This window comes from Pseudomonas sp. D4-21, assembly GCF_051132125.1.
GTDB lineage: Bacteria > Pseudomonadota > Gammaproteobacteria > Pseudomonadales > Pseudomonadaceae > Aquipseudomonas.
The window spans coordinates 5,355,795-5,370,061 of record NZ_CP071664.1; the positions used below are offsets into that span (position 1 = coordinate 5,355,795).

The 14,267-nt window shown below is 61.0% G+C and carries 16 protein-coding genes and 1 other RNA gene; 7 read left to right on the top strand and 10 right to left on the bottom strand.

Annotation, left to right across the window (positions count from 1 at the left end):
- The first annotated feature begins 68 nt into the window (after positions 1–68).
- Entirely contained in the window at positions 69–737 is a 669-nt protein-coding gene (locus J3Q04_RS24245) for an outer membrane protein (protein WP_434608952.1), read from the top strand.
- 95 nt (positions 738–832) lie between these two features.
- Here J3Q04_RS24245 and gcvH read toward each other — a convergent pair whose 3' ends face one another.
- The 8 genes from gcvH to J3Q04_RS24285 all read right to left on the bottom strand — a co-directional run bounded on the left by gcvH (position 833) and on the right by J3Q04_RS24285 (position 9,968).
- Positions 833–1,216: a glycine cleavage system protein GcvH gene (gene gcvH, locus J3Q04_RS24250; protein WP_434561707.1), complete on the bottom strand. Its 384-nt coding sequence runs from the start codon at positions 1,214–1,216 to the stop codon at positions 833–835.
- A gap of 53 nt (positions 1,217–1,269) precedes the next feature.
- Positions 1,270–2,352: a glycine cleavage system aminomethyltransferase GcvT gene (gene gcvT, locus J3Q04_RS24255; RefSeq protein ID WP_434608950.1), complete on the bottom strand. Its 1,083-nt coding sequence runs from the start codon at positions 2,350–2,352 to the stop codon at positions 1,270–1,272.
- Positions 2,353–2,520: 168 nt separating this feature from the next.
- Positions 2,521–4,146 (bottom strand): ABC transporter permease, encoded by a 1,626-nt coding sequence (locus tag J3Q04_RS24260; protein WP_420765101.1) that lies wholly within the window; start codon positions 4,144–4,146, stop codon positions 2,521–2,523.
- A 214-nt stretch (positions 4,147–4,360) separates the two neighbouring features.
- A complete protein-coding gene (locus J3Q04_RS24265) occupies positions 4,361–5,365 on the bottom strand; it encodes an extracellular solute-binding protein (RefSeq protein ID WP_420765102.1) in 1,005 nt (334 codons plus the stop codon).
- Between the two features lie 223 nt (positions 5,366–5,588).
- Positions 5,589–6,806 carry a 2-octaprenyl-3-methyl-6-methoxy-1,4-benzoquinol hydroxylase gene (locus J3Q04_RS24270; protein WP_434564068.1) on the bottom strand — a complete coding sequence of 406 codons (1,218 nt, stop codon included), beginning with the start codon at positions 6,804–6,806 and terminating at the stop codon, positions 5,589–5,591.
- Positions 6,807–6,867: 61 nt separating this feature from the next.
- On the bottom strand, positions 6,868–8,055 hold the full coding sequence (gene ubiH, locus J3Q04_RS24275; protein WP_434561703.1) for a 2-octaprenyl-6-methoxyphenyl hydroxylase: 1,188 nt from the start codon (positions 8,053–8,055) through the stop codon (positions 6,868–6,870).
- Positions 8,052–9,386, bottom strand: coding sequence for a Xaa-Pro aminopeptidase (gene pepP, locus J3Q04_RS24280; protein ID WP_434608946.1), 1,335 nt, complete (start codon positions 9,384–9,386; stop codon positions 8,052–8,054). The genes ubiH and pepP overlap by 4 nt, the downstream gene beginning before the upstream one ends.
- Before the next feature lie 27 nt (positions 9,387–9,413).
- A complete protein-coding gene (locus tag J3Q04_RS24285; RefSeq protein WP_420765105.1) occupies positions 9,414–9,968 on the bottom strand; it encodes a YecA family protein in 555 nt (184 codons plus the stop codon).
- Positions 9,969–10,097: 129 nt separating this feature from the next.
- Here J3Q04_RS24285 and J3Q04_RS24290 point away from each other — a divergent pair, with 129 nt between their 5' ends.
- The 4 genes from J3Q04_RS24290 to J3Q04_RS24305 all read left to right on the top strand — a co-directional run bounded on the left by J3Q04_RS24290 (position 10,098) and on the right by J3Q04_RS24305 (position 11,551).
- On the top strand, positions 10,098–10,307 hold the full coding sequence (locus J3Q04_RS24290) for a TIGR02449 family protein (RefSeq protein ID WP_030138125.1): 210 nt from the start codon (positions 10,098–10,100) through the stop codon (positions 10,305–10,307).
- Positions 10,304–10,621: a cell division protein ZapA gene (locus J3Q04_RS24295; protein WP_039590276.1), complete on the top strand. Its 318-nt coding sequence runs from the start codon at positions 10,304–10,306 to the stop codon at positions 10,619–10,621. The genes J3Q04_RS24290 and J3Q04_RS24295 overlap by 4 nt, the downstream gene beginning before the upstream one ends.
- 30 nt (positions 10,622–10,651) lie before the next feature.
- Positions 10,652–10,831: non-coding RNA, 6S RNA (gene ssrS / locus J3Q04_RS24300), on the top strand.
- Between the two features lie 117 nt (positions 10,832–10,948).
- A complete protein-coding gene (locus J3Q04_RS24305) occupies positions 10,949–11,551 on the top strand; it encodes a 5-formyltetrahydrofolate cyclo-ligase (protein WP_420765106.1) in 603 nt (200 codons plus the stop codon).
- A gap of 39 nt (positions 11,552–11,590) precedes the next feature.
- On the opposite strand, the gene J3Q04_RS24310 is transcribed toward J3Q04_RS24305, so the two are convergent.
- Entirely contained in the window at positions 11,591–11,737 is a 147-nt protein-coding gene (locus J3Q04_RS24310; RefSeq protein ID WP_420765107.1) for a hypothetical protein, read from the bottom strand.
- Between the two features lie 195 nt (positions 11,738–11,932).
- Here J3Q04_RS24310 and J3Q04_RS24315 point away from each other — a divergent pair, with 195 nt between their 5' ends.
- The gene (locus J3Q04_RS24315) at positions 11,933–12,385 is read left to right on the top strand and encodes an EVE domain-containing protein (protein ID WP_434608942.1); all 453 of its coding nucleotides are present in this window, start codon (positions 11,933–11,935) and stop codon (positions 12,383–12,385) included.
- A 135-nt stretch (positions 12,386–12,520) separates the two neighbouring features.
- Here the strand turns inward: J3Q04_RS24315 and J3Q04_RS24320 are convergent, their stop codons facing one another.
- Positions 12,521–12,928 carry a flagellar basal body-associated protein FliL gene (locus tag J3Q04_RS24320; protein WP_420765109.1) on the bottom strand — a complete coding sequence of 136 codons (408 nt, stop codon included), beginning with the start codon at positions 12,926–12,928 and terminating at the stop codon, positions 12,521–12,523.
- Between the two features lie 150 nt (positions 12,929–13,078).
- Between J3Q04_RS24320 and J3Q04_RS24325 the strand changes: the two genes are divergently transcribed.
- Positions 13,079–14,056: an NADPH:quinone oxidoreductase family protein gene (locus J3Q04_RS24325; protein WP_420765110.1), complete on the top strand. Its 978-nt coding sequence runs from the start codon at positions 13,079–13,081 to the stop codon at positions 14,054–14,056.
- Positions 14,057–14,267: the final 211 nt, after the last annotated feature.

The following is a 14,267-nucleotide window of genomic DNA, read 5'->3' on the forward strand; positions in this document are numbered from 1 at the left end:
CAAACGTGCGAGGCTGGCACCGCAAACTCTATCGATTCGAACATTCCCCACAATGCGAACCGATACTCATGAACAAGCCATGCCTTTCGTTGCTGCTGATCACCGCCACACTTAGCACCACGTCACATGCCGAGGGCCTATACGGCTCGATAAAAATCCTGAGCGTGCAGCAAGATCTTTCCGATGCCCTCCTTACCAGTCCCAGGGTCAACAATCGTGTTGTCAGCCCGACCAGCAACAAAGACGTTGGCGGATCTGTAGCGGTTGGCTATGGATTCGAAGGCAACTGGCGGCTGGAAACCGAGTATTCACTCAAACAGAATTCGGAGTTCAAGAGTCATTGGGCGCCGTTCGATGCCAACGTCAACAATATGCAAGTTTCGTCCAGCCGCTTGATGATCAACGGGTACAAAAACTTCCCGCTTAACCAACATTTTTCGCTGTACGCCATGGCTGGCCTGGGTGTGGCGTTTATCGATTCCGAGGGTTACCAGTCCAACCCTTCGCGACGATTCGCAAACAACAGCCAGAACAACTTCGCCTATGCACTGGGCGTAGGGGCGGATATCAAGCTCAGCCAGCAACTCACCCTTGGCACTGGTTATCGCTACGTTGACATGGGCGATATCGAAACCGGTTACAACACCTTTGCCAATCGCATCAACGCTCGGGACGAACAGCTCAAGGGCAAATTGCGCGAACAGAACCTCTACGTCGAGGCACGGATGGCGTTCTGATCTGAGACACAAATCAGAACTGCGGTGCACTCTCATAAAAAATGCCGCTCAGTTGAGCGGCATTTTTGGCCCGGTGAGCTCTAGCCAGGTCCGGGTTATTCGCCGATTGCAGCTTTGTAGCCGGCCGCATCAAGCAACTTGTCCAGCTCGGCCTCGTCGCTTGGCTTGAGCTTGAAAATCCAGGCGCCGTACGGATCAGAGTTCAGCAGCTCTGGTGAACCACCCAGCTCTTCGTTGATTGCAATCACTTCTCCCGAAACAGGGGCATAGATATCGGAAGCGGCCTTGACCGATTCCACCACGCCGGCTTGATCGCCTGCAGCAAAAACTTTACCGACTTCAGTCAGCTCGACAAACACCACGTCGCCCAACGCTTCCTGTGCATGGTCGCTGATGCCCACGGTGACGGTACCGTCGGCTTCCAGGCGTGCCCACTCGTGGCTTTCGGCAAAACGCAGTTCGGCAGGGATATCGCTCATAATTCTGTGTCCTCAAGAAAAAGTGTCAGCGGCCGGCGGCCCGCCGTAAAAAATCAGATCAGGGTTTTGCCATGGCGGACGAAGGTCGGCTTGACCACTCGTACCGGGTACCACTTGCCACGAATTTCCACCTCGGCACGGTCGGCGGTAGCCATCGGAACGCGTGCCAGGGCAATCGACTTGCTAAGCGTAGGAGAAAAACTACCACTGGTGATCTCTCCTTCGCCAACATTGGCGATACGGACCACTTGGTGAGCGCGCAATACACCGCGCTCTTCCAGCACCAACCCCACCAGTTTGTGCTGCACGCCGGCGGCAAGTTCAGCCTCCAGCGCAGCGCGACCGATGAACTGACGGCTCGCCGGTTCCCAGGCAATGCTCCAGGCCATGTTCGAGGCCAACGGTGAAATATCCTGGTGGATGTCCTGGCCGTAGAGGTTCATGCCGGCTTCCAGGCGCAAGGTATCGCGGGCGCCGAGTCCGATGGGAGGAATACCGGCACCCACCAGGTCGTTGAAGAAACTCGGGGCCTCACGGGCCGGCAGGACAATTTCCAGGCCGTCTTCTCCGGTATAGCCGGTACGGGCAATGAACCAATCACCGTCGGCGCGACCTTCGAAGGGCTTGAGTTGCTGGATCAACTGGCCGCGTGGTTGCGTAACCAGCTCGGCAATCTTGTGCCGGGCCTGGGGGCCTTGGATAGCCAGCATCGCCAGTTCGGCACGCTCGTGCAGCTGCACTGCGTAATCGCCGAGTTGCGCTTGCATCCAGGCCAGGTCCTGGTCGCGTGTCGAGGCGTTGAACACCAACCGGTAACCGTCCTCGACACGATAGATGATCATGTCGTCGACAATGCCGCCGCGCTCGTTGAGCATCGCGCTGTACAACGCGCGACCAGTGTCCTGCAAGCGATCGACGTCGTTGGCCAGCAGGCGCTGCAGCCAGGCTTTGGCCTGGGGGCCGGCTACATCGATCACGGTCATGTGGGATACATCGAACACACCGCAGTCGCGACGCACCTGATGGTGCTCTTCAACTTGCGATCCATAGTGCAAGGGCATATCCCAACCGCCAAAATCGACCATTTTCGCGCCGAGGGCGAGATGAAGGTCATACAGAGGCGTACGCTGTCCCATGGGTTTCTCCTTCCGGGCTTGGCGAAGGTGCGGATGGGTACTGCCACAGCCCGAACGCCTGAAAAAAGAATTTTCCGACGCTCCTAGCTACCCGGTCCGACAGACGGACCGCACCGAATGCCGCGCATTGTATCCGCATGATCCAAGGCTGGCACCTAGGCGTGTGCTCTATTCACTCAGAACGCGTCGATGGGCCGAACGCCGTATCAATCCGATGACTGGCAGCAGCCCCACCAGCACCAGGCTCAGCGCCGGTAGGGCGGCCCGCGCCCACTCCCCTTCGCTGGTCATTTCAAAGATCCGTACCGCCAGCGTGTCCCAGCCAAACGGGCGCATCAGCAAAGTCGCCGGCATTTCCTTGAGCACATCGACGAATACCAGCAGCGCGGCGCTCAGGGTGCCAGGAAGCAGCAACGGCAGATACACTTTGAAAAACAGTCGCGGCCCACTCACCCCGAGACTTCGTGCGGCTTCGGGCAACGACGGGCGAATACGCGCCAGGCTGCTTTCCAACGGGCCATAGGCCACGGCCAGGAAACGCACCAGGTACGCCAGCAACAGTGCCGACAAACTGCCCAGCAGCAACGGCTTGCCCGCGCCTCCGAGCAGTGTCGACAGCGGGATGACCAGCTCGCGATCCAGATAACTGAACGCAAGCATGATCGATACCGCCAGCACCGAACCGGGCAAGGCGTAGCCCAGATTCGCCAGACCGACCCCGGCGCGGATCGACCGGGTCGGCGCCAGACGTCGAGCGAAGGCAAGCAGCAAGGCGACGCAAACCGTGACAAGTGCCGCGAGTCCGCCCAGATAGAGGGTATGGAGAATCAACCCGGCGTAACGCTCATCCAGGTCGAAACGACCGCGCTGCCAAAACCAGACCACCAATTGCATGAGCGGAATGACAAACGCACAGGCGAAAACCAGTAGGCACCAGCCGCTGGCCGCCACCGCCTTGAGTCCTCGCAAGTGGTATAGCGCCTGGGCTCGCGGTCGCTCGTTGCCGGCCCGCTGGGCGCCCCGGGCGCGGCGTTCGCCGTAGAGGACCACCATGACCGTCAACAACAGGAGACTGGCCAGCTGGGCTGCGCTGGAAAGGCTGAAAAACCCGTACCAGGTCTTGTAGATGGCCGTGGTGAAGGTGTCGAAGTTGAACACTGATACCGCACCGAAGTCCGCCAGGGTTTCCATCAGCGCCAGCGCCACGCCGGCGCCGATTGCCGGCCTGGCCATCGGCAGCGCCACACGCCAGAACGCCTGCCAAGGCGATTGCCCGAGCACCCGCGCCGCTTCCATCAGGCCCTTGCCTTGCGCCAGGAAAGCGCTTCGCGCCAGCAGGTAGACATAGGGGTAGAACACCAGGACCAGCACCAGGATCACACCGCCAGTGGAACGCACCCGAGGCAGGCGCAGGCCACTGCCAAACCATTCGCGCAGCAACGTTTGCACCGGACCGGCAAAGTCCAGCAGGCCTACGAAGACAAATGCCAATACATAGGCAGGCACCGCGAACGGCAGCATCAGCGCCCAGTCGAGCCATCGACGGCCGGGAAATTCGCAAAGGCTCGTGAGCCAGGCCAGGCTCACGCCCAGCAGCGTCACCCCGACACCCACACCAAAGATCAGCGTGAGGGTGTTACCCAACAGGCGTGGCATCTGGGTGTCCCACAAATGGGACCAGATTTGTAGATCAATGCTCTGCCAGGACAGCAGCAGCACGCTCAAGGGCAACAAGACTAGCGCAGCGACGGCGAAGACCAGGGGATACCAGCGGCGTTGGGCGGGGTGGGTCAAGGAAAGTTCTCGTTCGCGTCATTACTGACAAAGGGCTCATGTGGCAAGGGAGCTTGCTCCCGCTGGGCTACGAAGTAGCCCTAACGATCCGGATCATGCCCCGTCAGATAGACCCGGTCGATAGTTGGGGAGGGCTTCGCCCTGGAGCGCCAGCCCGATCCCGCGGGAGCAAGCTCCCTCGCCACACTTCATCGATGGACTGAGCGATCCCGTCTCAATTCCAGCCAGCACGGTCCATCATGCGGATGGCTTCGGCCTGGCGCTTACCGGCCACTTCCACTGGCAAGGTATCGGCCTTGAACTTGCCCCAGGCAGCGACTTCCTTGGAGGGTTCCACTTTTGGATTCGCCGGAAACTCCTGGTTCACGTCAGCAAAGATGCTTTGCGCTTCAGGCGTGGTCATCCATTCCACCAACTTCTTCGCGGCTTCCGGGTGCGGCGCGTGCTTGGTCAGGCCGATGCCCGAGAGGTTGATGTGCACGCCCCGATCGGCCTGGTTCGGCCAGAACAACTTGACCTTCAGGTCCGGCTTCTGCTGGTGCAGGCGACCGTAGTAATAGGTGTTGACGATGCCGACATCACACTGGCCGGCATTGATCGCTTCAAGCAGCGCAGTGTCGTCGGAGAACACGTCGGTGGAGAGGTTCTTGACCCAACCCTTGAGGATTTCCTCGGTTTTTTCCGCGCCGTGGGTTTCGATCAGCGTCGCGGTCAGGGACTGGTTGTAGACTTTCTTCGACGTCCGCAGGCACAGGCGGCCTTCCCACTCCTTGCCCGCCAGCGCCTCATAAGTGGTCAACTCACCCGGCTTGACCCGGTCAGTGGAATAGGCGATTGTCCGCGCCCGCAGGCTCAGGCCAGTCCAGGCATGGGAGGACGCGCGATATTGAGGCGGGATGTTGGCGTCGATGACCGACGAGGTGAAGGGCTGCAGGATCCCCATCTGCTCGGCCTGCCAGAGGTTCCCGGCGTCCACGGTGAGCAACAGGTCGGCGGTGGCGTTTTCACCTTCGGCCTTGATCCGCTGCATCAACGGCGCTTCCTTGTCGGTAATGAACTTCACCGCTACGCCGGTCTTCTTGGTATACGCGTCGAAAACCGGTTTGATCAATTCATCGATGCGCGAGGAATAGACCACCACCTCATCGGCGGCCTGGGCCGTGGTAGTGCCAATCAGGGCCAAGGCGAGGGCGGACAGCAGGCGTTTTGTGGCCGACATGGTGGCGATCTCTCGATTGTGAACAGAGCGCAAATGATAAGGACTCACATTTAGCACCACAATCGAACAGTGGGCAGACACGTTTCCAAATGTTGCAACGGTGGGGTCGAGGTAGCGGTTCCGGCCTCATCGCGAGCAGGCTCGCTCCCACATTGACTTGCTTTCACATAACCCTGTGGGAGCGAGCCTGCTCGCGATGAGGTCATGAGCCCCGACACACCTCTCAGGCCCTGGCCAGTTCCGGCAAATCCCCGGTCAACCCCAGCGCCTCGCGCACGAACAACGCCTTGGCTTCAGGCAGGCGGTCCACCAACTTCAGACCGGCGTTGCGCAACCAGCGAACCGGCAACGGATCAGCCTGGAACAACCGCTCGAAACCTTCCATCGCCGCCATCAACGCCAGGTTATGGGGCATGCGGCGGCGCTCGTAGCGGCTCAATACCTTCACGTCAGCCAAGCGTTCGCCACGCCCGGCCGCTTGCAGCAGCACTTCGGCCAGCACGGCGGCATCCAGCAAGCCCAGGTTCACGCCCTGCCCGGCCAGCGGATGGATGGTGTGGGCCGCATCACCGATCAGTGCCAGCCCTTCGGCCACATAGCGCTTGGCATGGCGCTGGCGCAGTGGCACGCACAGGCGCGGGTCGGCGCTCAGTACCGTGCCGAGCTGGCCTTCGAAGGCACGCTCCAGCTCGTTGCAAAACACAGTGTCATCAAGAGCCATCAAGCGCTGCGCTTCATCGGGAGTGGTGGACCAGACGATCGAACACCAGTCTTCCTGACCCTCGCGGGCCAGTGGCAGAAACGCCAGCGGGCCGTTGTCGGTGAAACGCTGCCAAGCCGTCGTCCGATGAGGACGGGCGCTACGCACGCTGGTGACAATAGCGTGGTGCAGGTAATCCCACTCCCGCGTGGCCACCCCGGTCAGGCGACGCACGGCTGAATTCGCGCCGTCGGCGGCAATCACCAGCGGCGCGCGCAAGGTACGGCCGTCGGCCAGCGTCAGTAGCCAGTCATCACCTGAGCGGCGCATCTGCTCCAGGCGCGCGTTGGCAAGCAGGCCTAAATCACAATCGTGCAGTCGGTCCAGCAGCGCGTCCTGGACGACGCGGTTTTCAACGATATGCCCCAGCACGTCGGCATGCAGACTGGCGGCGGAAAAGTGAATCTGCCCAGTGCCGCTGCCATCCCAGACGTGCATGTCGGTGTATGGGCTGGCCCGTCGGCCGGTGATCCCGTCCCAGACACCCAGGCGTTCGAGGATCCGTTGGCTGGCTGCCGACAGGGCACTGACCCGTGGCTCGAATGCGGCCTGGGCATCAAAGGGCTTGACGCTCATCGGGCTGCCGTCGAGCAGCAGCACTTGCAGGCCACTGCCCTGCAACGCCAGCGCCAGGGCGCTGCCGACCATGCCGGCACCGACAATCAACAGATCTGCACGCAATTCCATGCTTTAAGCCTGTGTTGCTGGCGACATCAGCCGCCGGTGAAAGGAATGATCCGTATCAAGCATCAGGGCGTGTTCCCAAACCCATGGCCTGACGGGCGAACCAGCGCTTGGCGGGCGGCAGCAGGTCCAGGCCCAGCAGGCCGAGATTACGGCCCAGGGACACCAGCGGCAGATCGCTGCTGAACAGCCGCGTCACCCGGTCGGAGAAGCCCACGGTCAAGGCCTGATCCATCCGCTGACGCTCGCGATAGGCTTGCAATACGGTGAAGTCGCCGGGCGTGCTGTCGCTCTCAAGCAAGGTATCGGCCAAGGCCTGGGCGTCACGCAGGGACAGGTTGAAGCCTTGCCCGGCAATCGGATGCAAGCTGTGGGCAGCATTGCCCAGGATGGCCAGGTGCGGACGCACCTGTTCCTCGGCTTCCACCAGCGCCAATGGATAAAGATGACGCGCGCCTACTTGCTTCAGCGTGCCCAGGCGATAGCCGAACACATTCTGCAATTCACTGAGGAAGCTGCGCTCGTCAAGGGCCGCGAGTCGTTGCGCATCCATGCCCTGGCGAGTCCAGACCAATGCACAGCGATTTTCCGGCAGCGGCAACAACGCCATCGGGCCGTCATCGGTGAAGCGCTCGAAAGCCATGCCGTTGTGCGCTTCGCTGGGCGTGATGTTGGCAATCAAGGCGCTCTGGTCGTAGGGACGATTGCGCACCCCGACCCCCATCTGCTCCCGCAGGCCGGAGCGACCGCCGTCGGCCAATACCGCGAGGTCGCATTCCACAACAGTTTCGTCGTCCAGCGTCAGGCGATAGCCCGCGATTTGCGGCTCCATCCGAGCGACCTGCGCGGGGCAGCGCCAACTGACGACATCCTTGTCCAAGCCTTGCCACAGGCATTGGCCGAGCCAGGCATTCTCCACGACGTAGCCAAGGGCCGGCACGCCCTCCTCCATTGCCGACAACCGCGCCGTCGAAAACCGCCCGCGGTCGGACACGTGGATCTGCTTGATCGGCTCGGCCCGGCGGGAAACTTCCTGCCACAGGCCCAAGCGTTGATAAATTTGCCGCGCGCCGAACGAAAGCGCCGACGAGCGCGCATCGTAGCTCGGCTGCCAGGCGTCACCGGGAGCGAAGGGCTCGATCAGCATGATCTTCCAACCCCGTGCCTTGGCACCGGCTTGCAGCGCCAGCGCCAGGCTCGCGCCGACCAGGCCGCCACCGATGATTGCAACGTTGACCCGGTTCATGCCGCTTGAGTCCGTGCGGCGGCCATCAAGGCCTCGATTTCGGCGACCGTCTTCGGTACGCCGCGGGTCAGGATTTCACAACCGGTCTTGGTCACTACCACGTCATCCTCGATGCGCACGCCAATGCCGCGCCATTTCTTCGCTACGCCGCGATTGTCCGGGGCAATGTAGATGCCCGGCTCGATGGTCAAAGTCATTCCGACCTCCAGCACTCGCCACTCGCCACCCACGCGGTATTCGCCCACATCGTGTACATCCATTCCCAGCCAGTGGCCGGCGCGGTGCATGTAGAACGCCCGGTGGGCTTCGCTTGCGATCAGTTCGTCCACTTCGCCTTCCAGCAGCCCCAGGCGGACCAGCCCCTCGGTAATTACCCTGACGGTCGCCTCGTGGGCCTGGTTCCAATGTTTGTTCGGCGCGATTTGCGCAAATGCGGCTTCCTGGGCCGCCAGCACCACTTCGTAGATCGCCTTCTGCTCGGCAGAAAACTTCCCGCTGACCGGCCAGGTGCGGGTGATATCGCTGGCATAACAATCGATTTCGCACCCGGCATCGATCAACACCAGGTCGCCATCCTTGAGCACGGCATCATTTTGCTGGTAATGCAAAATGCAGCTGTTGCGCCCCGCCGCGACGATGGAACCGTACGCCGGCATCTTTGCCCCGCCCTTGCGAAACTCATAATCGAGTTCGGCTTCCAGGCTATACTCATACAGCCCAGGCCGCGCCGCCTGCATCGCCCGGATATGCGCCTGGGCGGAGATCCGCGCCGCTTCGCGCATCACTTTCACTTCCGCCGCCGATTTATACAGGCGCATGTCGTGCAGCAGATGATCCAGGGCAACGAATTCGTTCGGCGGCTGGGCACCGAGGTGGGCCTTGGAGCGGATCACGTTGATCCACTCCATCAGGTGCCGGTCGAACTCCGGGTTGCTGCCCATGGCCGAGTACACCCGGTCGCGGCCTTCGATCAGCCCCGGCAGGATGTCGTCGATGTCGGTGATGGGGAACGCGTCGTCGGCGCCATAGTCACGGATCGCTCCCTCCTGGCCGGCACGCAGGCCATCCCACATTTCCCGCTCGGCATTGCGCTCGCGGCAGAAGAGGATGTATTCGCCATGGGCCCGGCCGGGCATCAACACGATGACGGCCTGCGGCTCGGGAAAGCCGCTCAGGTATTGGAAATCACTGTCCTGGCGATAGACATGCTCGACGTCGCGGTTGCGGATCGCAACGGCGGCGGCGGGCAGGATTGCGATACTGTTGGGCTCCATCTGCGCCATCAGGGCCTTGCGGCGACGGCTGTATTCCGACTTCGGGATATGAATCATGGGCAGACGGTGTTCCCTTTCAAGCGATCAGTGCAAGGACGGTTTGGCGGCCGGTTCAGCGGTCTTCTTGGTCTCGGTGAACAGGAGCAGAGGCGCGACCCGCAGGTACTCCATCACTTCCATATAGTCGCTTTCGCCGTCGTCGGACTCTTCCAGGGCATCCTGTACCTGGGAGATCGCCGCCAGGTCTTGCAGGACTTCCTTCGCTTCATCGCTCAGGGCGTATTCGCGGCGGGTCAGGCCGAAACCGGCGAGAAAGCCCTGGCACCACTGGCCCAGCGCAGCGGCGCGCTCGCTCAGCGGCGCATCGTCAGTCGGCAGCAGCAGGACGACGGTCATGTCATCGCTGGTCAGCTCGCCCTTGACCATTTCCTGCAGGCCGATGAGCGCATTACGCACGTTGTCCGCCGGCTCGCCTTCGAGCAGCTCGGCGGCGTCGGCCAACCAGCCGTCGGCCTCGAAGCCGGCGCCGGCGCAGCTGCGGCCAAGCAACAGGCCGTGGAGTTCGGCGGGCGAGACAGGATGACCGCTGGTGCTCAGCAGGGTGGCGAACGCTTGATACGGGGAATTCTGAATGGGCATGGGCAGCTAGGCGCCAGACGGCGCTATGTCTAGAATGGAGGCCTTGTATCCTACATCGACAGACTCGCCAAGACCATTAAAGGCTGTGCGACCTTTATCCCCCATCAGACACAATCTTCAGTGGACACAATGGAAGACACCGACCTGCAAGCGCTGATGGCCAGACTCGAGCTGCTAATTGAACGGGTCGAGCAACTTAAGAGCCAAAACGGACTCCTATTAGCTCAGGAAAAAACCTGGCGCGAGGAACGCGCGCACCTCATTGAAAAAAACGAAATCGCCCGGCGTAAGGTCGAATCGATGATTTCGCGCCTCAAGGCCCTGGAGCAAGACTCATAAGTTCAAGCAATAGCGTTACCGTGCAGATCCTCGATAAAGAATATTCGATCATCTGCCCCCAGGAAGAGCGTAGCAACCTGGTGAGTGCCGCCCGTTACCTGGACGGCAAGATGCGCGAGATCCGCAGCAGCGGCAAAGTCATCGGCGCCGATCGCATCGCCGTGATGGCCGCCTTGAACATCACCCACGACCTGCTGCACCGCCAGGATACGCCGGACGTACAGGTCAGCGGCTCGACCCGCGAACAAGTCCGCGACCTACTGGATCGAGTGGATTTGGTACTGGCCACCGATCCGGACGTCAGCAAGGGCTGATTCGCGAGGCTGCCTGGGGTATACTTGCGTCACTCCCTGGGGTGCTTGCCAGTTGGTGATGTCCCTGAGCCGATACGCACAACCACGGGGGTTGCACGTTGGGGCCGGTGTGCATGTCCGCTTGACGGAAAGCCTTAACGCCTCCTGCAACTTCCACCTTGAACTTTCGGGTTCAAGGGCTAAGCCGACAGCGGTTCATCCGGGGAGCCTGATTCTCGAAACAATGCCAGTCATCATGACTGGCATTGTCGTTTCTGGCGTTTGGCATTTCTGGCGCCGTTGTTTGCGGTTACGCTGTTTCGATGCCACCGCCTCGGAAACCTCGATATGACCGAACCTGCGTTGCCGACCCGCCCGCAACTTCGCCGCCTGCTGCGCCAGGCGCGTCGCTCCCTGACCCCGGCCCAGCAACGGGACGCCGCCCAAGGCCTCTACAGGCAACTGGCCCAGCACCCGCTGTTTCGCCGCGCGCGACACATCGCCCTGTACCTGCCCAACGACGGCGAGATCGATCCACGCCTGCTACTGCGCGCGGCCCAGCGTCGGGGCAAGGCGACTTACCTGCCGGTGCTCAGCCCATGGCCGCAGACGAAAATGGTTTTCCAGCGAATCCATCCCGGCGAGAAGATGCAGCCCAATCGCTTTCGCATCCCGGAACCACGCAAGAATATAGCCCGGCAACGCAAGGTCTGGACGTTGGACCTGGTGCTGTTGCCGCTGGTCGGGTTTGACGATGCCGGGGGTCGGCTGGGCATGGGCGGGGGATTCTACGATCGCAGCCTGGCGTATCTGTCGCGCCGCAAACAATGGCGCAAGCCGACCTTGCTGGGGCTGGCCCACGAATGCCAACGGGTCGAGCGATTGGTACAGGCAAGCTGGGACGTGCCGCTGCAAGGAACAGTCAGCGACAGGCGTTGGTACATCGCATGATAGGCGCCACCGGAATCAGCGGCGCCTGAAAGAAAGCGCTCAGCGCTTGAGCGATGGGGCAGGCTGGGCGATGTTCATCGGAACATCGTTCTTGCTGCTCCACAAGCTCTGGGCGTAACCCGTGGTCACGACACCCAGGCCGAACAGAATGACCAGTATCCACAACAAATCCGGTTTGCGTTTCATCGATTGCCCCCCTCAAGGCATATCACACACGATGACAGCAGCGGTTTTCTTATTGGCCGTGCAGCAGCGTCAAGCTTGGAAGGCCGGCATTTTGCGATAACCCGGACCCACACGCAAACTCTGGCGTCAACCGACTGTCGGTTTGTCATAAAATCGCTGAACTATTTTTAACTATATCGCCCAGGAGTAGAAATCATGGCTTATTGGCTGATGAAATCCGAGCCCGACGAATTGTCCATCCAGGACTTGGAAAAGCTCGGCCAAGCTCGCTGGGACGGAGTTCGCAACTATCAGGCACGCAATTTCCTGCGCGCCATGGCAGAAGGCGATTTATTTTTTTTCTATCACTCCAGCTGCCCGGAGCCTGGCATCGCGGGCACCGGAAAAATCATCAAGGCCGCCTACCCCGATCCCACGGCGCTGGAGCCTGACAGCCACTACTTCGACGCCAAGGCCAGCCCGGAGAAAAACCCCTGGACCGCGATCGACGTGGCCCATGTCGAAACGTTTCGCCACGTCCTGAAGCTCGACCACCTCAAGCAACAGACCGCTCTGGCAGAAATGCCGCTGGTGCAGAAAGGCTCGCGACTGTCAGTGATGCCGGTGACGGCGGAGCAATGGGCGGCGGTGGTTGCTCTGAAGCCTTGAGTGATTCGCTGTCGGGTAGGCCACCATCGCGAGCAAGCCCGCTCCCACAGGGAATCTCGGTTGCTCACTGTTCACTGCACATCCACTGTGGAAGCGAGCCTGCTCGCGAAAGGGCCCGCCTGGTTACCACAAGACTTATTGAATGATCAGGTTGTTGAACAACAGATCCTCAACCATCGGCTTGCCGGTCTCGTCGTTCATCACTTGCTGGGTCTGCTTCAACGCTTCCTGACGCAGCTTTTCCTTGGCTTCAAGGTTGTTCATGGTCTCGGTCGTCTGCTGAGCGAACAGCGCGACCAATTGGTTGCGAATCAACGGCTCGTTCGCTTTCACCGCCGCAGCGGCGGCATCGCCGGTCACGCGCAAGGCGACGTCAGCCTTGTAGACCTTCAGCTTGGTCGTACCATCCAGCCCATAGTTGCCCACGAACGGCGGGCTCAACGTGATGTAACTGACCTTGGGTGCCTCGCCTTCCTTGCTCTCTTCGGCCATCGCCGCCACAGGCAGCGACAGGGCCAGCATCAACATCATCCACGCTTTCACATTCCACTCCTCATCCGGTTTGCGGCCCAGCATACCGACCCGCCGTCCAAGCACAAGCTTATGGCCGGCTATCAGGGCGGGGCATGCTCGTTGACCCGTTGACTCTCACACCTACACTTATCGGCCATCACTCCCAAAGGAATAGCCCTGATGAAAGCCGTGCTGTGCAAAGAATTCGGTCCCGCCGAATCGCTGGTGCTGGAAGACGTCGCCAGCCCTGTCGCAAAGAAGAATGAAGTGTTGCTGGATGTGCACGCCGCCGGGGTGAATTTTCCTGACACGCTGATCATCGAGGGCAAATACCAGTTCAAGCCGCCCTTCCCGTTTTCCCCGGGTGGCGAAGCGGCCGGGGTCATCAGCGAAGTAGGGGAAAAGGTCAGCCACCTGAAAGTTGGTGATCGGGTCATGGCCCTGACCGGCTGGGGCAGCTTCGCCGAGCAAGTAGCGGTACCGGGCTACAACGTGCTGCCGATTCCCTCCGCCATGGATTTCAACACCGCGGCCGCGTTCAGCATGACCTACGGCACGTCGATGCACGCCCTCAAGCAGCGCGCCAACCTGAAGCCCGGAGAAACCCTGCTGGTGCTCGGTGCCTCCGGCGGGGTCGGCCTGGCGGCGGTGGAAATCGGCAAGGCCATGGGTGCGCGAGTCATCGCGGCCGCCAGCAGCGCGGAAAAACTCGCCGTGGCAAAGGCCGCCGGTGCTGACGAGTTGATCAACTACAACGAAACCAGCCTGAAGGACGAAATCAAGCGCCTCACCGACGGCCAGGGCGCCGATGTCATCTACGACCCGGTGGGCGGCGACCTGTTCGACCAGGCCGTGCGCGCCATCGCCTGGAACGGCCGGTTGTTGGTGGTTGGCTTTGCCAGCGGGCGCATTCCCGAATTGCCGGTGAACCTGGCCTTGCTCAAGGGCGCCTCGGTGGTCGGTGTGTTCTGGGGCTCCTTCGCCCAGCGCCAGCCCCAGGACAACGCCGCCAACTTCCAGCAGCTGTTCGGCTGGTTCGCCGAAGGCAAGCTCAAGCCGCTGGTGTCGCAGGTCTACCCGCTGGACGATGCCGCCCAGGCGATCAATGACTTGGGGCAGCGCAAGGCGGTCGGCAAGGTGGTGGTGCAGGTTCGCTGATTGGCTGCGATTCTCTTTCATCTGTACCGGGTCGAAGCCCTACGACCCGGCTTCGCCATTCCCGCAACGCCCTTCATTTATATCTGAGCGACATGTTCATAAAAGAACATGCCAAATCCAGCATTTCCACTGTTTTGCTGATTCGAACCAATGCTATTTTCGGTAACGAAACTGTAACATTCGCATCCGCAGTCAAAACAAGAATTCTGGA

Excerpts from the sequence above, each read along its gene's own strand:
- J3Q04_RS24325 (WP_420765110.1), top strand. The coding sequence starts at position 13,079 with ATGAAAGCCGTGCTGTGCAAAGAATTCGGTCCCGCCGAATCGCTGGTG.
- J3Q04_RS24310 (WP_420765107.1), bottom strand. The coding sequence starts at position 11,737 with ATGAAACGCAAACCGGATTTGTTGTGGATACTGGTCATTCTGTTCGGC.
- J3Q04_RS24285 (WP_420765105.1), bottom strand. The coding sequence starts at position 9,968 with ATGCCCATTCAGAATTCCCCGTATCAAGCGTTCGCCACCCTGCTGAGC.
- pepP (WP_434608946.1), bottom strand. The coding sequence starts at position 9,386 with ATGATTCATATCCCGAAGTCGGAATACAGCCGTCGCCGCAAGGCCCTG.
- J3Q04_RS24290 (WP_030138125.1), top strand. The coding sequence starts at position 10,098 with ATGGAAGACACCGACCTGCAAGCGCTGATGGCCAGACTCGAGCTGCTA.
- J3Q04_RS24315 (WP_434608942.1), top strand. The coding sequence starts at position 11,933 with ATGGCTTATTGGCTGATGAAATCCGAGCCCGACGAATTGTCCATCCAG.
- gcvH (WP_434561707.1), bottom strand. The coding sequence starts at position 1,216 with ATGAGCGATATCCCTGCCGAACTGCGTTTTGCCGAAAGCCACGAGTGG.
- J3Q04_RS24265 (WP_420765102.1), bottom strand. The coding sequence starts at position 5,365 with ATGTCGGCCACAAAACGCCTGCTGTCCGCCCTCGCCTTGGCCCTGATT.
- gcvT (WP_434608950.1), bottom strand. The coding sequence starts at position 2,352 with ATGGGACAGCGTACGCCTCTGTATGACCTTCATCTCGCCCTCGGCGCG.
- J3Q04_RS24305 (WP_420765106.1), top strand. The coding sequence starts at position 10,949 with ATGACCGAACCTGCGTTGCCGACCCGCCCGCAACTTCGCCGCCTGCTG.
- J3Q04_RS24245 (WP_434608952.1), top strand. The coding sequence starts at position 69 with ATGAACAAGCCATGCCTTTCGTTGCTGCTGATCACCGCCACACTTAGC.
- ubiH (WP_434561703.1), bottom strand. The coding sequence starts at position 8,055 with ATGAACCGGGTCAACGTTGCAATCATCGGTGGCGGCCTGGTCGGCGCG.